General features: G+C 42.6%; 21 protein-coding genes. 12 read left to right on the top strand and 9 right to left on the bottom strand.

What is annotated here, in order from left to right:
• Positions 1 to 99: 99 nt before the first annotated feature.
• The 9 genes from H8A87_RS06625 (at position 100) to H8A87_RS06585 (ending at position 11314) form a co-directional block, all read left to right on the top strand.
• Complete coding sequence (locus tag H8A87_RS06625; RefSeq protein WP_408646871.1) at positions 100 to 2262, top strand: TonB-dependent siderophore receptor; 2163 nt, start codon at positions 100 to 102, stop codon at positions 2260 to 2262.
• A 68-nt stretch (positions 2263 to 2330) separates the two neighbouring features.
• On the top strand, positions 2331 to 3404 hold the full coding sequence (locus tag H8A87_RS06620; protein WP_232370116.1) for an iron-siderophore ABC transporter substrate-binding protein: 1074 nt from the start codon (positions 2331 to 2333) through the stop codon (positions 3402 to 3404).
• Positions 3391 to 4401 (top strand): FecCD family ABC transporter permease, encoded by a 1011-nt coding sequence (locus tag H8A87_RS06615; protein WP_198689189.1) that lies wholly within the window; start codon positions 3391 to 3393, stop codon positions 4399 to 4401. The genes H8A87_RS06620 and H8A87_RS06615 overlap by 14 nt, the downstream gene beginning before the upstream one ends.
• A 3-nt stretch (positions 4402 to 4404) precedes the next feature.
• Entirely contained in the window at positions 4405 to 5451 is a 1047-nt protein-coding gene (locus tag H8A87_RS06610; protein WP_198689188.1) for a FecCD family ABC transporter permease, read from the top strand.
• The gene (locus H8A87_RS06605) at positions 5451 to 6266 is read left to right on the top strand and encodes an ABC transporter ATP-binding protein (RefSeq protein ID WP_198689187.1); all 816 of its coding nucleotides are present in this window, start codon (positions 5451 to 5453) and stop codon (positions 6264 to 6266) included. The genes H8A87_RS06610 and H8A87_RS06605 overlap by 1 nt, the downstream gene beginning before the upstream one ends.
• Positions 6267 to 6311: 45 nt before the next feature.
• Positions 6312 to 7079, top strand: coding sequence for a siderophore-iron reductase FhuF (gene fhuF, locus H8A87_RS06600; RefSeq protein WP_198689186.1), 768 nt, complete (start codon positions 6312 to 6314; stop codon positions 7077 to 7079).
• 167 nt (positions 7080 to 7246) lie between these two features.
• Positions 7247 to 7552, top strand: coding sequence for a hypothetical protein (locus H8A87_RS06595; RefSeq protein WP_198689185.1), 306 nt, complete (start codon positions 7247 to 7249; stop codon positions 7550 to 7552).
• A 40-nt stretch (positions 7553 to 7592) separates the two neighbouring features.
• Positions 7593 to 8906: a lysine N(6)-hydroxylase/L-ornithine N(5)-oxygenase family protein gene (locus H8A87_RS06590; RefSeq protein ID WP_198689184.1), complete on the top strand. Its 1314-nt coding sequence runs from the start codon at positions 7593 to 7595 to the stop codon at positions 8904 to 8906.
• Positions 8906 to 11314, top strand: coding sequence for a GNAT family N-acetyltransferase (locus H8A87_RS06585; RefSeq protein WP_198689183.1), 2409 nt, complete (start codon positions 8906 to 8908; stop codon positions 11312 to 11314). Before H8A87_RS06590 ends, H8A87_RS06585 begins: the two co-directional genes overlap by 1 nt.
• 175 nt (positions 11315 to 11489) lie before the next feature.
• On the opposite strand, the gene emrB is transcribed toward H8A87_RS06585, so the two are convergent.
• The 5 genes from emrB to H8A87_RS06560 all read right to left on the bottom strand — a co-directional run bounded on the left by emrB (position 11490) and on the right by H8A87_RS06560 (position 16179).
• Positions 11490 to 13031, bottom strand: coding sequence for a multidrug efflux MFS transporter permease subunit EmrB (emrB, locus tag H8A87_RS06580; RefSeq protein WP_198689182.1), 1542 nt, complete (start codon positions 13029 to 13031; stop codon positions 11490 to 11492).
• 9 nt (positions 13032 to 13040) lie between these two features.
• Positions 13041 to 14228, bottom strand: coding sequence for a multidrug efflux MFS transporter periplasmic adaptor subunit EmrA (gene emrA / locus H8A87_RS06575; RefSeq protein ID WP_198689181.1), 1188 nt, complete (start codon positions 14226 to 14228; stop codon positions 13041 to 13043).
• 246 nt (positions 14229 to 14474) lie between these two features.
• A complete protein-coding gene (gene mprA / locus H8A87_RS06570) occupies positions 14475 to 14990 on the bottom strand; it encodes a transcriptional repressor MprA (RefSeq protein WP_198689180.1) in 516 nt (171 codons plus the stop codon).
• Positions 14991 to 15119: 129 nt separating this feature from the next.
• A complete protein-coding gene (ygaH, locus tag H8A87_RS06565; RefSeq protein WP_198689179.1) occupies positions 15120 to 15455 on the bottom strand; it encodes an L-valine transporter subunit YgaH in 336 nt (111 codons plus the stop codon).
• Positions 15448 to 16179 (bottom strand): AzlC family ABC transporter permease, encoded by a 732-nt coding sequence (locus H8A87_RS06560; RefSeq protein WP_232370115.1) that lies wholly within the window; start codon positions 16177 to 16179, stop codon positions 15448 to 15450. The genes ygaH and H8A87_RS06560 overlap by 8 nt, the downstream gene beginning before the upstream one ends.
• Before the next feature lies 1 nt (position 16180).
• Between H8A87_RS06560 and H8A87_RS06555 the strand changes: the two genes are divergently transcribed.
• A complete protein-coding gene (locus H8A87_RS06555; protein WP_198689201.1) occupies positions 16181 to 16369 on the top strand; it encodes a hypothetical protein in 189 nt (62 codons plus the stop codon).
• 70 nt (positions 16370 to 16439) lie between these two features.
• Here H8A87_RS06555 and proX read toward each other — a convergent pair whose 3' ends face one another.
• From proX to proV, 3 genes are read right to left on the bottom strand one after another with little or no spacing between them, the layout of a single operon-like run.
• The gene (gene proX / locus H8A87_RS06550) at positions 16440 to 17444 is read right to left on the bottom strand and encodes a glycine betaine/L-proline ABC transporter substrate-binding protein ProX (RefSeq protein ID WP_198689198.1); all 1005 of its coding nucleotides are present in this window, start codon (positions 17442 to 17444) and stop codon (positions 16440 to 16442) included.
• Positions 17437 to 18618 carry a glycine betaine/L-proline ABC transporter permease ProW gene (gene proW, locus H8A87_RS06545; RefSeq protein WP_198689177.1) on the bottom strand — a complete coding sequence of 394 codons (1182 nt, stop codon included), beginning with the start codon at positions 18616 to 18618 and terminating at the stop codon, positions 17437 to 17439. Before proW ends, proX begins: the two co-directional genes overlap by 8 nt.
• Positions 18608 to 19810: a glycine betaine/L-proline ABC transporter ATP-binding protein ProV gene (gene proV / locus H8A87_RS06540; protein ID WP_198689176.1), complete on the bottom strand. Its 1203-nt coding sequence runs from the start codon at positions 19808 to 19810 to the stop codon at positions 18608 to 18610. Before proV ends, proW begins: the two co-directional genes overlap by 11 nt.
• A 1293-nt stretch (positions 19811 to 21103) precedes the next feature.
• On the opposite strand from proV, the gene H8A87_RS06535 reads away from it, so the two are divergent.
• Complete coding sequence (locus tag H8A87_RS06535; RefSeq protein WP_198689175.1) at positions 21104 to 21592, top strand: methylated-DNA--[protein]-cysteine S-methyltransferase; 489 nt, start codon at positions 21104 to 21106, stop codon at positions 21590 to 21592.
• A 180-nt stretch (positions 21593 to 21772) separates the two neighbouring features.
• The gene (gene cspE, locus H8A87_RS06530) at positions 21773 to 21982 is read left to right on the top strand and encodes a transcription antiterminator/RNA stability regulator CspE (protein ID WP_198689174.1); all 210 of its coding nucleotides are present in this window, start codon (positions 21773 to 21775) and stop codon (positions 21980 to 21982) included.
• A 93-nt stretch (positions 21983 to 22075) separates the two neighbouring features.
• On the opposite strand, the gene crcB is transcribed toward cspE, so the two are convergent.
• Positions 22076 to 22453 carry a fluoride efflux transporter CrcB gene (crcB, locus tag H8A87_RS06525; protein ID WP_198689173.1) on the bottom strand — a complete coding sequence of 126 codons (378 nt, stop codon included), beginning with the start codon at positions 22451 to 22453 and terminating at the stop codon, positions 22076 to 22078.
• Positions 22454 to 22467 lie beyond the last annotated feature (14 nt).

The raw sequence follows: 22467 nt of genomic DNA, 5'->3' as shown, positions 1-22467 counted from the left end.
GTAAACATAACAAGAAATCATTTTGGTAACGGGATGAATAGAGTGATAAATCCAATTTTGCAACCGAATCATTTAACCAAGAAAACCGTGCTTTCTCTGATGATCCCGCTGATTATGGCGGGAAACAGTATGGCGATGGCAGAAGAAGCACAGGGCAAAAACGATAAAATTATCGTAACGGCCGCACCAGCGGGGCATGAAGGTGTAACGGAAGACACGGGCATGTATAACACCTCCTCAATGGTGACATCGACGGGGTTGAACCTATCTGCACGCGAGACACCACAAAGCGTCAGCGTGATGACCAAACAGCGCATGGTGGATGAAAATCTGGATAGCGTTAAGAGTGCCATCGACAGCATCACAGGTATGACAGTCCGTCAGGCTGACAGCGATCGTTTTACTTTTTCTTCAAGAGGGATGACAGTCAGGAATATGCTGCGTGATGGTGTACCGACTTTTTATGACATTCGCTTTAACTATGGTGATAACCTGCTGGATACTGCCATTCTTGATCGTCTTGAAGTGGTTCGTGGTGCGGCGGGGTTGATGGTGGGGCCGGGCACACCATCAGCAGCAGTTAACGTGATCCGTAAACGTCCAACCAGAGATTTTCGTGGTGAAGTCACATTGGGTGGTGGGTCTTGGGATAAATGGCGAACTGGCCTTGATCTGTCAGGCCCATTAAATGAAAACGGTACAGTCAGAGGGCGTTTTGTCACCGCTTATGAGCGTTCCAACTCGTTTATTGATCGTGATAAACATGAGAGATATCCTTTTTACGGCATTCTTGAAGCAGATCTGACAGAAAATACCTTGTTGACCATCGGTGCTGATTATCAAATCAACCATACCCGTGGGGGGATGTTTGGTGGTTTGCCAATTTATTTTAAAGATGGCAGCAAAACCGATTACAAACGTAGTAACAGTTATGCGCCTGATTGGGCATTCTCCAAAGTTCGCTCGTTCTCGACCTTTACCAGCTTGCAACACAACTTCGATAATGGCTGGAGCGTTAAAGGCACCTTTACCTATGATAATAACACCCTTGATCAAAAAGTACTGTGGGCGACAGGGTTCCCTAATCGTGCAACTAACGAGGGAATGTATCCGGGTAATATGACGTTGATTGATGGTTCTCGCCGTCAGCGTAACTTTGATTTACAGGTCAATGGTAATTATGGACTCCTTGGTCGCTCGCATCACGCTAGCTTTGGCTTGAACTATCAAAAGCAAAATTTCCAGAATGATTATTACTGGGCTCCATGTATGAAGTCACGTAATTGTTCAGATTTTCCAATAGGTGATTTTACTCAGCCTTCATGGGGTTACCCAGAGCCAACGTGGAATAAAATGAGAGATAGCGGATCTCATGGCTATATTGAACAAACCGCAGGTTATGCCGTCACTCAGCTTTCTTTGGCAGATCCTGTGACATTGATTCTCGGCGGACGTGTCACCAGTTGGAAAACCCGTGGTGATAATTTTGGTACACCGCAAAATGCCGACTATAAACATGAAGTTGTGCCATATGGTGGATTGGTCTACAACATCACACCGGATTTCTCCGTTTATGGCAGTTATACCAAAATTTTTGATCCAGAAAGCCGCATTGACCGTAATAACCAACTCCTTAAACCTGTCTCCGGTGAAAACTATGAGCTGGGTCTGAAAGGTGTTGCCTTAGATAACGGTCTTGATTATTCATTGGCAGTTTTCGAGATCCGTCAGAATAATTACACGGTTGACGATAATTCTGGAAAACCGAAAGCCCCTGAAATACCAAAGAATGCCAGAGTTTATTATGCAATCAATGGCATAAAAACCCGTGGTTTTGAAGCTGAAGTCAGCGGCCAGATTACGGATGACTGGCGCATTTTTGTGGGTTACACCCAATTCCGCACTACAATGCCAGGTGGTAAGCGTACTAATACGGATCACCCAAATCGTTTATTTAAATTGTTTACAACTTATACCTTACCGGGTGTGATGGATGATTTGACGTTGGGTGGTGGTGTTAACTGGCAGGACAAAACATGGCAGGAGTTTACAGGGCCTGATGGGAAAAAACGCCAAGATGGTCAAGGCAGCTTTGCCACGGTTAACCTGATGGGACGTTATCAATTCACACCAGATCTCTCTCTGACAGTGAACCTGAATAACCTGTTCGACAAGAAATACTACACCTCGTTTGGTAGCTATACCCAGTACTACTACGGTGCTCCACGTAATGTCGAAGCAACACTGCGTTACAAGTTCTAACTAAGATCACGGACGGCGACGATGTATTTTTATCCATTTAAACAACAAGCTGTAAAAGGTCGTAAGTAATGGTACTGACACGAATAGTACTGACACGAATAGTACTGAAACGTTGCAAAATGCTGGTCGCCGTACCGTTGATACTGCTGGCAAGTTTGTTGGTAGGTTGCGATAAACCGACAACGCCAAAACATTTACCCGCGGGCACCGCTGGTTATCCTAAAACAATCACTACCGCGCTGGGCACGGCGGTGATTAACCAACTACCGCAACGGATTGTGGCGTTGGGAACGGGTACTGAAGATATTCTATTGGAGCTGGGCATTATTCCTGTTGGCATTGAGTCACATCGTTGGGGCGGCGATGCAGAGGGATATTTGCCGTGGTTCAGGGAAGAGATAGAACGGCGTGGCGAAAAGTTGCCCGCCATTATCGAAATGTACCCTGAATTGGATGTTGAAAAGATCATCAATCTGAAACCGGATTTAATTCTGGCTACACAATCAGGTATTACACGGGAAAATTACGAGCACTTAACCCATTTTGTACCCGTGGTTGCTTACCCGGAAAAACCATGGCAGGCAACACCACGACAACAAATTGCGCTGGTGGCGCGCGCGCTGGATAAAACAGAACAGGGTGAAAAGCTCATTATTGAACTGGATAGCTTGCTGACTCAGGCGGGTAGTTCCATCCCCAATCTTGCACGTTATCATTTTGCTTATATTAAAGCGGGAACGACCGGTAATACTTTATCAATTTACGTCAAAAACGATCCCCGTGTTGATACGTTGGTACATATTGGTTTGTCCTTGTTGCCGTTGGCTGACACCTTAACCGCGCCTTTCGGCAGTTTTGCCGCTAATATCGGTTTGGAAAACGCTGATTTGCTGAATGGAGCAGACATTCTGGTTACGTGGTATACCAGCGAAAAAGAGCGTAAGGAGACAGAATCCCAGCCTTTATTTCGCTCGATCCGGTCTGTTCGACAAGGCGGATATATTCCGTTGACCGATCAGTCAATTGTGATGTCCATGTCCTATGGTTCGTCACTTAGCCTACGCTGGGGATTACCAAGATTTATGCCGTTATTGAAGCGGGAATTGCTGAAGCAGGAGATAGCAAAACATGATGAACCCTAAACGGCGAACTGTCCTTATTTTGGGGCTGGTGTTCATGGTCGTACTGACCTGTGTTTGCATTGCTGCTAGTTTAAGTCTGGGTTCAAAACCCCTGCCATTGTCAGCGGTCTGGCAACATTATTGGTCAGGGGATAGTGGCAGTTATTACGATTTAGTTATCAATGCCCGTGAGCCGCGCACACTGATTGGTTTAATGGCTGGTGCAGCATTGGCTTTAGCGGGAGCAGTAACACAGGGATTATTGCGCAATCCACTGGGCGATCCCGGTTTACTGGGCGTAAATGCAGGAGCGGCAGCTACTGTGGTCTGTTTCTCTTTCATTCCTGTTTTGGACGGCATGCCACGGTTCTGGACAGCGTTTATTGGCGCAAGCCTGTCTACGCTTTTATTCTACCTGCTCAGTGGTGGGTCACGTAATACCAATCCGACTCGGTTGGTGTTGACGGGAGCCTCCATCAATATCTGCCTATTTGCGCTTGTGCAAGGCATTACACTGCTGAACCCACAGGTAATGGATAGCTATCGTTTCTGGACGATTGGTTCATTAAGTGCCATGTCATTAAGTGAAGCCAGCTTGTTGATTCCTTATTTGCTGGTGGCTGTGGTATTGGCGCTTTCCTTGAGTGCTTCCCTGAATGTGATGGTCTTTGGCGAAGGGATCGCAGGTTCACTGGGGATCAACGTTGCCCGAACCCGAATATTGTCCTTACTGAGCGCTACAATGCTGGCGGCTTCCGCGACGGCAATGGCTGGCCCGATTGCGTTTGTGGGTCTGGCAGCACCCCACTTGATGCGAGCATTAGTTGGCAGTGATTTTCGCTGGCTGTTGCCTTACTGCCTGTTTACCGGCTCTTGCTTGCTGCTGATATCGGATGTCGTTGCTCGATCGCTGATAGCACCAGAAGAAATCATGGTTGGTATTATTACGGCGAGTATTGGTGCGCCTCTACTTTATCTGGTCGCAAAAAGCCGCTCACCAAAAATGATAGCAGAATAAACTATGACATTAATTCATTCGTCGGTTAGACAGCCAAAAATTAAAACATTCAAGCTGGGAAATGCAGTTTTGATCGTACCTTCATGGCCGGTGAGCAGGGTGATTTTTTCCGTGTTACTACTGCTTATCGTATTCTTTTACCTGTCTTTAGCATTGGGCAGAGAAGGTATGGATAATCCCTTTCTGCTGACGGAAACGTCTTATCAAGAATTTATCCTCATGGATATCCGCTTACCGAGAGCGTTAGTGGCAATCGGCGCGGGCATGACATTGGCACTTTCTGGTTCCCTTTTTCAGCTTACGACCCGTAATGCACTTGGCAGCCCGGATATCATCGGAGTTAACGGTGGGGCGGCAGTGGGTATCGTGGTGGCGATGGTTGTTTGGCCTAATGTGTTACCTGTTCCATTGGGAGCATTATTAGGTGCTACCCTTGCTGTATTGTTGGTCTATCTCGGTAATGGTGCAGGCATTGGAAACATGCAGGCTAACAAGATCATTATTTCGGGAATTGCGATCGCTGCACTGTGCATGGCATTTGTCGATTTTGCTTCCTCAAATATTCGTCTTGAGCAGGCTCAGCAACTGAAATCATTACTAAGAGGCAGCCTTGCCAGTCAAAGCTGGCAAAATGTAGCACTGATCAGTGGAATGGTGATTTTCATTCCTGTTTTGTTTTGGCTGGGGAGGCAATTGAACTACACCCATTTTGGCGATGATATTGCCAATACACTTGGCGTACCTGTGCGCCTTATTCAGATTGCCAGCGTATTACTGGCAGTGACGTTTGCCACCATGTCGGTATTGGTTGTAGGGCCAGTTGCGTTCATTGCTTTGTCTGCCCCGCAAATTGCTCGACGGTTGGTACGGAATAAGGGTTCTGCACTATTTTGTACCGCATTGGTAGGGGCTTTGCTGATGCTGGTTTCCGATTTAATTACGTTGATATTACCTACTTCAGCCCGTTTGCCGGTGGGTGTGATTACGGCCGTGGTTGGTGGAGTCTATTTGATGTATTTACTGTATGCTGAATTAAGGAGAACGCGATAATGTCATCGGATGCTTATTCCTCAGTGGTCACTTCACGGCTGAAAGCCCATGATCTATCACTGGCATACGGTAAAAGAACCATTATTAACGGAGTGAACCTTGCTATTCACGATGGTGAATTCAGTGTCATTATTGGCCCGAACGGATGTGGTAAATCGACACTGTTGCGTGCTATCAGTCGCAGTATGCAGCCTCAAAATGGCGAAGTTCTGCTGGATGGAGCCAATATTCACCGCCATAAGCCTAAAGCGGTCGCACGCGAGCTGTCATTACTGACACAAGGGGCTGCTGTCACTGAGGCACTGACAATCTATGATCTGGTTTCCCGTGGACGTTATCCCTATCAATCTTTCCTTCGTCAATGGTCGGCAGAAGATGAGTGTGTGGTCGATGAGGCATTGAAGGCAGTGGATTTATGGGACATATCGCAGAAATTGGTGAGTGAATTGTCAGGAGGTCAGCGTCAACGTGCTTGGTTTGCCATGACATTGGCACAGCAGACCCCGATTATTCTGTTGGATGAACCAACCACTTATTTGGATATTTCTCACCAGATTGAATTACTTGATCTTTGTCAGAGCTTGCATCGGCAAGGTAAAACACTGGTGCTGGTTTTGCATGATATCAATCTGGCTCTGCGTTATGCCTCGCGCCTGGTCATGATGAAAGAGGGGCAGGTTTATGCTGAAGGCGTCCCGGAGGAGATAGTGACAGTACAGAATATTGCGGATGTATTTGGTTTGGCATGCCGGATTATTTGTGATCCTGAATCTAACAAACCATTGATTATCCCTAAATATAAAATCAATGAATAATGCGTGGCATTTTAGGGTTGGTAATAGATAATAGGAGAGTGTGGAATGAAAAATAAAAATAATCACGATTCCATTAAATGGGTATCTGAAATATCTATTGAAGATATTACAAATTTATTTGATAGTGCATTTAGCCATTTTAATTCATCAATGAAAATAAATGCAGAGAAGATACCATCAGAAAGCATGAGGTTTTATCAATGGTCAAATGAAGAAGAATTTTCATTATTGATGAAAAACTACCAAGATTCATATTATAGTAACAATGAATTAAAACCAAACCAGAAAGGGCTTTATTCTTTATGGGCGCAATGGTATTTTGGTTTAATTATTCCGCCAATGATGTTAATGTTGTTGGAATATCCTCAGGCTGTTGATACAGATTATAATCTTTTTCAAGTGGATTTTCATGAAACGGGTAGGCCAAATATTGTTTATTACCAGTTAACATGGATAGACGAATCAACATCCTTGTTGGAGCGTTATCATACTATGCTGGAGCGGCATATTATTCCTGTATGTGAGAAAATTGAATCCTATCGAGGTATAAATGGACGCTTATTGTGGAATAATATTGGTTATATCATACATTGGTACTTAAATAATTTTAAGGAAAGAATGGATGCAGAGCAATACGATGTATTAATACAGCATCTTTTCTTTGAACAAAAGCTCCCAGATGGTAGGGATAACCCGCTTTATCGCACAGTGATTATAAAAAACAATACCATACAGCGTCGTTGTTGCTGCCAGAGAAATAAACTACCAGGAGTGGGGAATTGTCACGATTGTCCGTTGGAATCTACAGCGTAAATAGTAGAAATTAAATTTATCTATTTATTAAAAAAACAAAAAATCATCATGGATTGACGATATTGCATTTCATTAACTTCATTAGATAATGAAGTTATTTTCTATTTTTAAAAATAATGTCGAGCAAGTGTTTCAGATAATTTATATATAAAGGTTAAGGATATATAATGCCTGACAAAGCTCAATCTATTGCCGAATCGTTGACTAAAACAACACTTTTAATGGGGAATGGATATTTAGAAAATAGCTGTTTTTATCAACATTTATTTAATGGGAATAATGTAGGGCGTTATTTAGAAAACGCAGATGAGACTATTGTTAAGATAAATAGAACATTACAGCAGACCGATAAACCGTTTAGTGAAATATTAACCAATGAACTATCGCTATTATTTTTAAGTATAAATCTAGATAGTCCATTGAATTCTTGGGGGGTTGTGTATTCCGGCGATGAATTCACCAGAAAACAATAATCGTTATTTCCCAAGTAAGTCGCATTTATTAGGAGTGATTATGACGACCAAGATTTATGATTTTATCGCGATTGGAATCGGCCCATTTAATCTGGGATTAGCTTGTTTGGCTCAACCGATACAAGAAGTCAGCAGCCTGTTTATTGACCAAAAACCCGCCTTTGACTGGCATCCGGGCATGATGTTGGAGAATTCCACCATGCAGACACCGTTTATGGCGGATTTAGTCACATTGGCATCTCCTACTCATCCATTGAGCTTTCTCAACTATATCAAGCAAAAAGGCCGTATTTACTCATTCTATATTCGGGAAAGCTTTTTCCTGATGCGTAAAGAATATAACCAATACTGCCAGTGGGCAGCGGAACAATTATCCAACCTGCGTTTTAATACGCGAGTTGAGAATATTACTTATGATGCAGCTTCCTCGCGTTATACCTTGTTCTGCTCAGATACACTGACGGGGGAGAAGCACCAATTTTCCTGCAAAAAATTGGTATTGGGAACTGGGCCTTCCTCTTATATCCCAAAATGTTGCAGACCCTTTACCAAGCAGATGGTGACATCGGGGAATTATTTAAAAAATAAAGTCGCTTTACAGCAGAAGAAATCCATCACTGTGCTGGGGAGTGGGCAAAGTGCCGCAGAAATTTTTTACGATTTGCTTGAGGACGTCGATATCCACGGTTATCAACTCAATTGGGTAACGCGTTCTCCGCGCTTTTTCCCCCTTGAATATACCAAGCTAACACTGGAAATGACGTCACCTGAATATGTTGATTACTTCTATGGCTTGGCAGAAAACAAGCGTGACGCACTGAATCGTACGCAAAAATCGCTTTATAAAGGCATTAACAGCTCACTCATCAATAAAATTTTCGATTTGATGTACTCCAAGCGATTGAGTGGAGAATTGGATGTTGCGTTGTACACCAATAGCGAATTACGGCAAGTACGTCACATAGCAAAAGAACAGGGAGCAGCAGAGAAATTGGTACTGGATCTATTTCAGCAAGAGCAGGAAACCGCGTTTTCTCTGGCAACTGAAGGCGTGGTGCTTGCTACGGGCTATCAATATCAAATTCCTGGCTTTATCGAAGGCATACAGCACCTGATCCGCTGGGATAAGCAGGGGCGTTATGATGTTCAGCGTAATTACAGCATCGATCATAACAAGGAAATTTTTGTACAGAATGTTGAGCTTCATACCCACGGTTTTGTGACACCTGATTTGGGAATGGCGAGCTACCGTAATTCCCGTCTGATTCAGGAAATCACGGGAACCGAACATTATGTAATAGAGAAAAGCATTGCGTTCCAACAATTTGGTGTTGCTGGCGAAGAGGTTTTCTGATGTCTACTGTTGCGACTGTATTATTTGAAAAAACGTTTTCTGAGTTGGGAACATTTTCCTTGCGTCCGCTGATTTTGGCTGACGATATTGCGGTTATTACTCATTGGGTGAATCAAGACCATGCCTACTACTGGGGAATGCAAGGGCAGACTGCACAGCAGGTAGGCTATTTTTATCAAGACCTGCTCATTCGCGAGCCTGATTCAGTCTTTATCGGAACATATCAAAGGCAACCTGCTTTTTTGTTGGAATGCTATCGCGCTCAAGCGGATCTGATAGGGAAATATTATCCAGCTTGCCCGGATGACATGGGAATGCATATTCTCGTTGCTCCGTCAGAACAGAAAATAAGGCAATTCACTTGGGGCGTTTTCCAAGCAGTAATTGCGTTCATTTTCAGCGATCCTGCTATCAACCGAATTGTGGTTGAACCGGATATACGGAATAAAAAAATTCATCGTCTTAACTTGCGGGCGGGGTTTGTTTACGAAAGAACGGTACAGTTGCCACACAAAACCGCAGGGCTGGCATTTTGCACAAGGGAGCAGCATCAAATGGCATTGCAGACAGACGTATTATCGAAACTGACCAATCAAAATCATCCCTTTGTCAGCCACTTGCATCCGGCTATTTGGCAGAAAGTTAATCAGTTGCATTTGAGGAAAGCCATTTCGGAATTTGCCCATGAATGTCTATTGGCTCCTGAACAATTGACGGAAAAAATCGATCAAGAGGGCTATCACGGTTATCGTTTAGATAATCATGAATATTCCGTTAATTACCACTTTCGGGCGCGTCGGCTGGCATTGGATCACTGGTTGATTGATGCTGACTCACTACGCAAAATGCAGGCAGGTGACTGGGTTGAGCTGGATCTTATCCATTTTGTCATTGAATTCAAAAAGCAATTGAGCATCAGTGATAGCGTGATGCCGACTTATCTGGAAGAGCTGACCAGCACATTACATAGCAGTGCATTTAAGTATCACCGCGACGGCATCAATGTGGAAGATCTGGTCAATGCCGATTTTCAGACGATAGAAGCAGAAATGATGGAAGGACATCCCATTTTTGTCGCTAACAATGGGCGTATCGGCTTTGATGCGGAAGACTTCCAGAATTTTAGCCCTGAATCCGCCTCTGATATGCGTTTGGTGTGGTTGGCTGCGCATAAGAGCAAAGCGCATTTTGCCTGCATTGAACAACTCAGTTACCAACAATTGTTGGAACAAGAATTGGGGCTAGCTGCGGTTGCCAAGTTTAACCATCAGCTCATCCTCTTGGGGCTTAACCCTGAAGAGTATTTGTTCATGCCTTTCCATCCGTGGCAATGGCAAAATAAATTGCCTTCTGTATTTGCTCATGACCTTGCCAGTCGGAAATTGGTGTATTTGGGCAAGGGAACTGATGTCTATCAGGCGCAGCAATCAATACGAACCCTGTTTAATCGCAGTCATCCTCAGCGTTATTATGTAAAAGTGGCGCTCTCCATCCTTAATATGGGATTTATGCGAGGTTTATCGCCTTATTATATGGCGACAACGCCCGGCATTAATGATTGGCTGTTTGATTTGGTGCAAAAGGATGAAGTTTTACAAAGCTATGGTTTCCGGATTTTGCGGGAAGTCGCCAGCATGGGTTTCAGAAATAGTTATTATGAGCAAGCTATTCAGGGGGATACTCCTTATAAGAAAATGATGGCGGCATTGTGGAGGGAAAATCCATTGCAATTGATTGAGCCTAACCAAAAGCTCATGACGATGGCCGCGTTATTGCATCATGACCAATATGGCAAAGCGTTTTTACCTGCGTTGATATCTGCGTCGGGGTTGCAGGTTGAGGAATGGATACACCGCTATCTGAGTTGCTATTTTGTGCCATTGCTGCATTGCCTGTACGCTTACGATTTGATGTTTATGCCACATGGGGAAAACATTATTATGGTGCTGGAAAACCATATTCCACAATATATCTTTATGAAAGATTTGGCAGAAGAAATTCTGGTGATAAACCCTGATGCCGAGTTGCCAGAAAAAGCTAGCCGAGTGAAAGTTAACATGCCGGAAGAGATGAAAACATTGACTATTTTATCTGATGTTTTCGATGGAGTTTTTCGCTATCTGGCGGCTATCCTTGATGAACAGGCAGGATATGCGCAGGAACAATTTTGGCAGGCCGTGGCGGATTGTATTTTGGATTATCAATCTCAGCATCCGGAATTTAGCCAGCAATTTGAGCGTTATGAACTGTTTACACCAGAAATTAAGCGCTGTTGCTTGAATCGTCTGCAAATTGCCAACAATCGTCAGATGCTCGATTTATCTGACCCTTCCCAGAGTTTAAAGTTTGCAGATAATCTGCTTAACCCAATTGCTCAGTTTGCTAATCGCTTTGCAAATATGATCTAATTAAAAAATTTCTTTTATCTGAAATGATTAAACCTCACTGTCAAAAGTGAGGTTTTCTTTTTGTCCTATATTGCCCATCAGAACAGGGTAAATCGGGAGAATGTTGGAGGACTACCCTCGAAATTTATCATAACGGGAGCAAATGCTCCCGTTACTACCGGTAAATGCAATAAATTTAATGCGATCCTCCTTGGTTTTTACCTCCGGCAGAAAAGGGCGGTTTTGCCAACCAGACCAATAATGTCAGTACCAGAAACACACCTGCGGAGAGCCAAAATATTTCATTGGCAGAGATAATTAAGCCTTGATGGGTGATCTGTTTCGCCAGATAAGCTGAAATCTGCCCGTCATTCATACCTAATTGAGCCAGTTGATGGTGAATTTGCTGATAGTTAGGATTGTATGGATTGATGTACTCTGCGAAGTTGGAATGGTGCAGAGCTTCACGTTGTGTCCACATGGTGGTTGTGATGGATGTCCCGATTGAACCTGACAATATACGGGTAAAATTTGACAGGCTAGAAGCCGAAGCCATTCGTTCTGGTGCTAGCCCCGACAACGTAATGGTTGTCAGCGGCATAAAGAAACACGCCATGGCAAACCCCTGAACAAATTGAGGCCATGCTGCGGTAGCGAAACTCATGCCTGGCTCAAAGGTATATGCCCGCCAATAGAAACAGGCAGTATAAGTGATGAAACTGCATGTCACTATATAGCGCATATCTATTTTATGCCCAAACTTACCAATGATTGGGGATAGTAACAATGGCATCAATCCTACAGGTGCCGCTGCGAAGCCAGCCCAAGTTGCGGTATAGCCGAAAACTTCTTGCAATAGTTGCGGCAGCAAGATAATCGAACCGAAGTACAGCATGTAGGAGAGGCTGATACTTAGCGTTCCAATAGAAAAATTGCGTTCTTTAAACAGTGACAAATCGATAATCGGGTGATCGTCAGTCAGTTCCCATATAATTAAGAAAGTGAGCGCAATAACAGCAATAATAGTAAAGACAATAATCTCGGTGGAGTTAAACCAGTCAAGTTCCTTACCTTGGTCGAGCATAATTTGTAGACAACCTATGCCGGCCACCAGTAGAAACAATCCAACAATATCAATCGGAGTGATTTCTGTTTTTGTTTCCCGACCGCGCAATATTTGCATTACGGCAAAGATAATCGCGATACCAAGGGGGATGTTAATGAAGAAAATCCATCCCCAGTGATAATTGTCACTGATATATCCTCCGAGGATAGGCCCACAAATGGGGGCAACAACGATCACTACCGACCAAAGCGCCAGTGCCATGTTTCGCTTGGCAGGTGGATAGTTATTTAGCAACAAACTTTGACAGAGGGGAAGTACGGGGCCTGCGGCCACGCCTTGGATAATACGGAAGAAAATCAGCATACCGAGACTATTGGAAATGCCACATAGCCAAGATGCAAGAGTAAAAATCGCGGTAGACCAGAGGAACAGTTTGACTTCACCAATACGTTTTGCCAGCCAACCAGTAATTGGAATAGCGATTGCGTTTGCGACACCAAAGGAGGTGATAACCCATGTTCCCTGTGAGATTGAAGAACCTAGATTACCTGCAATCGTAGGTATGGCGACGTTGGCAATGGTAGAATCGAGAACGAGCATAAAAGTCGCCATTGCAAGTGAAATGGTCAGAAGAGCCCGTTTCGCGCCTGTAAGTGGTTCTCTTGTTACCATAATCCCCCCTTAAATCTGGTTTCCTGAGTTACTATTAATGATGTCAGTAACTATTTTGTTGGCAGGAACCATATCTATCGTCAGAGCATTTGTGTGATAGGCAGGGTAGGGACGTTCAGTGGTTGCCAGCGCAATTCCATCGGTGTTTGCTGTATCGACTGTGACTTTTGTTGATAATCCAATCCGCAGGGGATGTTGTTTTAATTGTTCAGGATCAAGGTCAATACGGACTGACAGACGCTGAACAATCTTAATCCAGTTACCAGTGGCATTTTGTGCTGGTAATAGAGAAAAGGCACTACCGGTTCCCATATCAATACCTGCGACTTTGCCAGTATAAACAACATCATCACCATAGAAATCGCTGATAATTTTGGCGGGTTGCCCGATACGCATGTTTGCGAGTTGAGTTTCTTTGAAATTGGCCTCAATCCACATATTGTTGGCCGGCACGATCGCCATCAATGGTGTTCCTGAATTGATACGGGAACCCACTTGAACACTACGGCGCGCAACATAACCATCAACAGGACTGACAATTTTGGTTCTCTGTAAGGCGAGCCAGGCATCACGAACACCAGAGGCTGCTTTTTCGACAGCAGGTTGTTTTTCCAGCGGGGTATCTAGGATAATGGCTTGGTTACTTTTGTATTGAGCTATTGCGACATCCAGATCTGCTTGAGCAGTAGCAACAGTTTCGCGTATATGCTGTAACTCTTCTTTACCGATCAAATCCTTAGCACCCAGTACTTCCCTCCGGCTGAGATCATTTTGGGCTTTTCTGAGCGCAATTTTTTTCAGTTCAATGGCCGCTTGATATCTTTTGCTGTCGATTATGTGCTGATGTGTGGCTCGGACAGTGTTGGCTAATTCATTTTCGGCTTTTTTAAAGGCCAATTCAGCGTCACGGAGATCGAGCTGTACTAAGGCATGACCACTTTTCACAAAATCAGTATTGTCAGAATTGACAGTAATGACGCTTCCCGCAACTTGCGACATGATTTGTACCTGATTGCCTGTCACATAGGCATTGTCGGTTTCTTGATGGGAACGTAAAACGAGAAACCAGTAAACGGTATAAATCGCGCCAAGGATAAGGAAGATCAACGTCAGGAATACGATGATATTTCGGCGCTGTTGTTTCTTATCACTATTTTTTACGCTCGACGGAAGTTGCGTTTTCTCACTAGTACTCATAGAGAATCTCCGTATTTGTTCTTAGCTTATATTGCTTGCTGTATGTGGTAATTATTGGATAAAACACGCCTCCAGTAGTGAGTGCTTACACTACTGGAAGGGCGAACGATATGGGTTTAAATATTATCTGAAGATAATAGTCAGCCATATGAAGTATCTGATGATACTGGCTAGCAGAAAAGTTTTTTTAGGTCATGTTGCCATAACATGTTTTCTTGACTCAAAACTGCCTAGGGTAAGAAACAATCACTTGTTGAAACAATCTCCGATGTTATCTAATCGATTCAATACTTTTCTCATCAATTTCTCTAACTGTTTTTGCTCTTCCTGCTCAAGAACAGACCAAAGTTTAATCAGGCACTCATGTTGCGGCGGGAGTAAACTATTCAAGAAACTTGAACCTTTATCTGTTAAATGAAGATGGAGACAGCGACGATCGTTATGGCTCTCCTTTCTCTCTATCCAGCCTTGCTTTTCTAATTCATCTGCAATTCGGGTTGCATTTGTACGGGAAGAGCCTAATGCTGCACTGAGTTCTGATGGCTGAATACTACGACTTTCTTTGGTATCCAGAATCATCAGAGCCATAAACAAGGTTTCATTGATTCCTTGTGCTTTCAGCATGTTGTTACGATTTTCCAGAATTTTGCTCTGGACATGCATCGATAAGCGAGTGAGTAATATCTCTTGATAGGGTAAACTTTTTTGCTGTGCTACACGGCAATTAAGCAACTCTTCTGTGGGAGTGAATGAACTTTCCATTGTTTAGATACCTTATTAGTTTCAACCGGTAAAGTAACTTCTGTTAAAAACCATACAAATACTATATTAAAAGCTAAATTTAGCAATTATAGTTATTTATTATCATCATATTTCTTTAAATATTGATACCTAATTCATAAATACCTTGAATATTATTCCAAAAACAGCAGCACCAGATAGTGTTGCAATGATGATGCTTCGTGTTTTATAGAAGAACAAACAGATAGTCAGGCACCCGATTAGGCTGGGAAAAATTTTAGGGTGCTCTTTCATCACGTCAGGAATGCTTGAAACGATGAGAAGTGAGCAAATCGATGCAATACCAATGCTGTCGAGTATGATTCCCATTTTTCCCGCTTTTCCAGAAGGTAAGCGATTGGCATCCAAACGCAGAGGAAGATAGCGGAATAAAAAATTAGCCGCGCCCACAACAAGGCCGATAAAGAGTATTTTATTATCAATCATGTGATGTATTGTTATTCAACTGTGTGTTTTTCGCTGGCAGAAGTGCGGCTAAACATCCGCCCATAATTCCTGCAAGAATGGCAATGGGTATTGAAAAAAATGTAATACCTATCAGGGCTCCCAATAAGGCAGCAGTAACACAGTAGGTGTTTTGTTTTTTGAAAGACGCTAATAAAAAGCTTAAGAACAGAGCCGGAAGCATAAACGTCATTGCGGCTTCAACGGCTGGGTATGAATCCAGATAACCATTGCCTAATATCGTTCCTGCCACGGTACCGAATACCCAAGAGAGCCAAGAACATATGGCAATGGCGACCATCCAGTTTTCACTCCAACTACGCTGGTCTTTAATCAGTTTAGTTGTTGCTGCGGCAAAAACTTCATCTGTCAGGCTAAAAGCCCAAATCGCGGTTTTCTTTTTCGATAAAGTTTGTTTAATGCGATAGCGTAAGGCTGGGCCATACAGGATATGGCGGATATCCATCGCCATCACGGTTAAGGCAGAAACCCACAATGACATGCCGGCGCTAAGTAAGGCGGTGATGACAAACTGACTGGCTCCTGCATAAATGATGCAGGAAAAAAATATAGCTTCTAAGGGAGTAAATCCCAGTTTGACTGCGCTGAGGCCAAATGCAAAAGAGATGGGAATATAGCCAATGGCAATAGGAAGACTATCAACAATACCTTCTTTAAATGAAGAAACCTTGTTTGGCGGAGGCATTTTGGGTAGCGATGCATCAGATATTGGTATATCAGGTGCAGATTTATCAGGTGTTTGCATGGAGCATTTTGTTTTTTTATTAATAGATAAAACAACATTAACAAAATATGAGGAAAGTGAAAATATGAAATGTCTAAATTATTTAATTAATATCATTAAGAACAAAGGGTTTGGTGGGGGCTGGGGCTAGGAAGGTAGAAAGCCGTGAATTTTTGTTAATATTTTCACGGCTAGGCTATGTATATAGGGTAAGTGAAAGGTTAGTCTATGCTTTGATGAGCTGCTTTTCTGGCAGTTCTGAGCCAGCTGTCTACGGTTTTCTGATGTGCTTTGATCCAGCCTTCAGCATGACGTTCAATATCCGCTTCAGAAATTTTAGCATTGTGCATAAGCTGATTTTGCGCATTAATATCATCAACAGGTAATCTCATGACAGCAAAAAGTGTTGCAGCAGCGGGATTCTTTTCTGCCCATGTTTTGTTTGCCACGATGTGCATAGTATTGGGTGGGAAGCCATAGTTATGTCCATTGGACAATTGGGTATCAATTGTCTCGTCATCGCCGAGAGTAGAGAAGGACACTTGAAGCCAGATTACATCTTTACCGGGTTTCAGCACATCGCTGACCCAGTAAGGCGTCCAAGTATAATAGAAAATAGGTTTGCCTTCCTGATAACGGGCGATGGTATCAGCCATCATGGCAGCGTAATTTCCTTGGTTGTGTTCCACAGTATTTTTCAACCCATAAGATTTTAACTGGTGGTTAATTGCTTTTTCACATCCCCACCCAGGATTACAGCCGGTTAAATCTGCTTTGCCATCTCCATTGCTGTCAAACAGCTTGGCAAGTTTAGGATCTTTGAGTTGGGCAATATTGGTGATTTGGTATTTTTCTGCCGTTTTTTTATCGATGAGATACCCTTGAACCGCACCTTCGACATATTTTCCCTTGCGATAGAATATTTCATCACCTCCCGCAGCTTTGTATTGGGCGTCATGAAGCGGCTCCCAATTGACGGCCATAAATGTGGCATCACCGGAAGCAATGGAAGTATAGGCGACGTTATAATCGACCTCTTTGATTGGTTTGACGTCATAGCCGAGTTTTTCTAATGCCTTGCAGACAATCAATGTCTGGAATGTTTCTTCGCTGATTGTACTTTGGAGTGGTAGTACGCTGATGCCCTTGCCCGGAAGTTCAGTAGCAGATGAGGGAAAGCTCATGAATGCTGATAGGGCTACTCCGAAAATCATCCCCTTATTCATGATCTTTTTGCATAAGACGATTATTTGCATGATTATCTCCTCCGTTATGTGTCTGATCGGATATCGTTTCTTGGGTATTGTTGTGATGGGTATCGTTTTCATTTTGATGAGAGGTTTTTTGTCTTACTACTAGGGATAAAAGCAGGATAAGTACCCCTATTGGCCCAGAGTGATACCAGTGGCCTCCTCTGGTTCGCTTGTTGTTTCCCAGCGATTGAGTTAGACGATCAAGGATAATGGCAAGAATGACGATTCCTGCGCCACCAACAGATGCCAAGCCTATATCAAGACGACCAATACCACGTAGGACCATCTGCCCCAAACCGCCAACAGCGATCATAGAGGCAATGACAACCATGGAAAGTGCCAACATCAATGTTTGGTTCACACCTGCCATAATCGTGGGCATGGCCAGAGGAAGCTGCACTTTGAATAACATCTGCCGCGGGCTTGCGCCAAATGATCTAGCGGCCTCAATCAAATCAGATGGAACTTGTTTAATCCCCAGAATTGTCAGGCGAATAATGGGGGGTAAAGCAAAAATGATCGTGACCATGACGCCAGGCACATTACCGATGCCGAATAACATCACGATCGGGACTAGATAAACAAAAGCGGGTGTGGTCTGCATGGCGTCCAGCAAGGGACGAACAATTTTGGCGCTTCGATCATTGCGGGCTAACCAGATCCCGAGAGGCAGCCCAATCAGAATACAGAACAGTAGAGCGGTGAGCACCAATGCCATTGTTATCATGGCTTCTGACCATGCTCCAATCGCACCGATCAGGATCAGTGAAATAAAGGAGATTAATCCCATTCCAGATCCGGCAAGTTGCCATGCCAGTAATGCAAAAAATAGAATAGTGATGGGGGCAGGCATTGTGGTGAGGAACTGTTCAAAGCCATTGAGGATAAAATCTACGGGGACACGGATTATTTGAAACACAGGCCGGAAATGCACGACAACCCAATCAACAATATTGGTCATCCATGAATCAAATGGAATCAGCTTTTGCTGAAAAGGAGACATGATATTAAAGTGTTCTGGTGGGATATCGGTTGTCGGTGTATTTAGCCAATCATAATTTGATGATGGAGAGGTGGTGGCACTATCCATCCAGAGATCACTGGCGGTTGCCGAATCAGAGCCTGATTGTGGAAGATTATTGCTCATTGGGTGCTTCCTTATCTAAAGCCTGTAACAGAATTCCTTTGGAAATAACACCTAAGTAACGGCCATTATCACCCACGACAGGAATAGCACAGGGAGATTGTGCCACGGTGGATATCAATTCATTCAGTGGTATATCAGCTGAGACGGCAATTGGTTCTTCCAATATGGCATGTTCAATAGATTTTCTTTCTGCTAGCGCTTGTTGCAGGGAGTTGACAGATACCACACCAATAAACTTCTGACCCTTTTCAATCAAATATCCATAGCTTCTATCCTCATTATCCAGCACTTTCAGGGCAGAACGAGGGCCAAAACCTGCGGCGACATGGAGCAGAGATTCTGGTCGACGGCGGGCAATATCTTTTGCTGAGAAGACATGGCTGATATCCACGCCGCGGAAGAATGTCCTGACATAATTATTAGCCGGATTATTCAGGATATCATCAGGTGTGCCCACCTGAACAACAATGCCGCCCTGCATGATGGCAATGTGATCGCCAATACGCATTGCTTCATCTAAGTCGTGGGAAATAAAAACAATGGTACGTTGATGTTCTCCTTGTAGACGCAGTAGTTCATCTTGCATTTCAGTGCGGATTAGAGGATCGAGAGCAGAGAAAGCTTCATCCATTAATAGAATGTCGGGATCATTGGAGAGTGCTCTGGCTAATCCAATTCGTTGTTGCATGCCACCGGAAAGTTCATTGGGATATGATAGGGCGTAATGTTCCAGATTCACTTGTTTCAGAGTTTCAAGTGCTTTTTGATGGCGCACTTCTTTGGAAATACCCGCAAGTTCCATCCCAAACGCAGTGTTCTCCAAAATATTCAAATGTGGCATGAGCGCAAATGACTGGAAAACCATGCTGATTTTACTGCGGCGAACACTCCGTAACTGGATTTCTGAAATAGTGGAAATATCTTCGCCATCGATGAGTACCTGACCTTTGGTCGGTTCTATCAGACGATTGAGAAGACGTACTAGCGTGGATTTACCTGAACCAGATAACCCCATGATCACAAATATTTCGCCTTCTTCAATGGCCAGATTGGCATCTTGCACGCCGACGGTTAGCCCTGTTTTTTCAAATATTTGCTCTTTACTGAGACCCGATCCTAATAACTTAAATGCCGGTTCAGGATTATCGCCAAATATTTTATAAAGGTTTTTAACTTCAAGTTTAATAGCCATGAAATAAATATTTTCCTGTGGTCGATGATATATTGTCTTTGATTGCTCCAATACTATTTCTGCCAACATATACCCTAACATACTGTAATACACTGACAACCCCTTATTTAGAATGATTAATAAAAAATTGATGTTTTTTTCTAGTATGCAACTGGAGTGATGGATGATGTTTTTGGAAATAATTCAACGAAAATTAACTTGTTAAATAATAATGATATAGAAATGATCGTTTTATTTATCTCTTTGTTTTTATTGATTTTTAAATTAATTTTTTAATCAGGGATATGTTTTCCAGAATTGAAGAGAGAACAATAATAATGAAATAATAGTTTTAACTTTTCATAACAATGTGAGTTATAGGATTTATTCAATATAATTATAGTATAAAGTTATAAATGGTGTTTTTCTCCATATAAATATTGCGATAACAATGAGATGAGTATTTTGATCGCTTGTTGTTGGTTATATTTTCTTGTCTCTTGAGTTTGAAAGATGAAGTTAACATCCAACAACTATTTTATTACTGTCATTTGGTTGATTATCGTCAGTAAATGAGTGATTTTTTATATTAAACAATTGGTTAGGTAAAATAAAACTCAATGACGAAGGTTTTAGAAAAATAGTGAAAGTAGTAAGTGATTTCTTTGTCAATGTTTCATTATATGCCCAATGGACTTCACGTTGCAGCGCGACGTTAAGGGATCGTATCTCCCAGAATGGAGTAAATGCTGGATATTAACAATTACGAAAGGAAGACGGGCATTCGTTTCATTGATTAATGATCTTCATCACAGTTTGCGGTGAAAGCCTTTAATGACTGGGTATAACAGGGTTTTTCGCATCATTGATTCACTGTCAGCAGTGTAGTGTATATCCTTCATCTTCCAATTTGATGCTTTATTAGCTGAATTCTATTGTAGGTATACACCACAGTGTTTGCCATAAATGATAACGCTTCTGGTAAAATTTCTTTGTGGTATATATTATTAACAATAATAAAAATTAACAATTGTGTATTATATTGAGATAATTTATTTTTGAAATTAATGCTATATCTGGTTGTAATTAATGGTGTTTTATCTATATATGGTATTTTTATCTTTTTTAAATGGACGTCATTAAAAATAAGGTGTCATAACTTATTGGCAGAAGCATAATTTTAATTGTCAGAGGGCGCGATGGTTTCTTTATCAAATTGTCAGATGTGTAACCGAATTCATCATTGCAAATTGATGAACGAGGGATTTAGGCTAGTACAGAAATTTTTAATAATAAATTAAATGGAGGTAGTTTATGTATCATCATTACCTGAATACCCCAGAAGGATTTCCTAAGCCTTATGTGCATATCACTGCGGACGATGAAGGAGTAACCAGCATTTATTTCGTCAACGAAAAGAAAGAATCAGAATCCAAAAGCGCGATTACTAAGCAGTGTGTAAAAGAGTTGCAGGAATATTTCAAAGGGAAGCGGCTGACGTTTACAGTTCCTTTAAGCATGCTGGGAACTGAATTCCAGAAGCGCGTCTGGCAGCGGCTCTGCAACATCCCTTATGGTGAAATGTGGAGTTATAAACAATTGGCATTAACGTTGGGATCGGTAAATTATTGTCGTGCGGTGGGTATGGCAAATTCACGCAATCCCATTTCATTGATTGTGCCCTGTCATCGAGTAATTGGTCATGATGGTAAGTTAGTTGGTTATACCGGCGGGCTCGATATCAAAGGATGGTTGCTGGAGCACGAAAAGAAGAGTAGTAAGGCAAAAAGTAAACAAAGTTAAAATAGAACGCTAATTTATTGGTGAAATCACTATTGGCGTATAAAATTTTTCTTAAACGAAACGTGCGTTTTTTTACATTTTGTTATATATTTCGTGATCTATGTTGCAGACAGTGGGCTATATTATTTGTTGTACTGTACGCGACGCTGAGTTAGTGTCTTTTTATTAAAGGTAAGTTTGATGTCAAAAATTAAAGGTAACGTTAAGTGGTTTAATGAATCCAAAGGATTCGGTTTTATCACTCCAGAAGATGGTAGTAAAGATGTTTTTGTGCACTTTTCCGCCATTAGCTCTAACGGATTCAAAACTCTAGCTGAAGGCCAAAGAGTAGAGTTTGAAATTACTGAGGGTGCGAAAGGTCCATCTGCTGCGAACGTTGTCGCAATCTAATTTCGAATCTCGTATTCTAAAAACCCGTCCTTGGTGGCGGGTTTTTTATTTTGTCAGTCTTTAATCTTTTGTCAGTCTTTAATCTGGGGAAGGTTATTGAAGTTTGTTCATAATTGCAAAAGCAAGTACTGTCATCACTAACGAACCTATCACATTCGCCAGAATACCGCACAATGCCCAACCCATTTTTCCTGCATGTAATAGATAAACTACTTCAGCAGAAAAGGTGGAAAAGGTGGTCAGCCCGCCGCAGAAACCTGTGGTGAGCATGAGTTTCCAAACTGGACCAAGGTGTGTGGTTTTATTGAAATAAGCCAATCCCAACCCAATGATGAATGCGCCGATACAATTTGCCGTCAGCGTACCAACGGCAATCGGGGAAGCGGGGCTATTTAGGCGGAGGCTGATGAGCCAGCGTAACACGCTACCCAAGCCACCACCGATAAATACAGCAAAAATAATATTCATCATGATGGTGGCGACAG

Origin of the sequence: Xenorhabdus lircayensis, from assembly GCF_016306625.1 — a bacterium.
In the GTDB taxonomy this organism is placed as follows: domain Bacteria; phylum Pseudomonadota; class Gammaproteobacteria; order Enterobacterales; family Enterobacteriaceae; genus Xenorhabdus; species Xenorhabdus lircayensis.
This window is presented reverse-complemented; position numbering and strand designations above follow the sequence as displayed.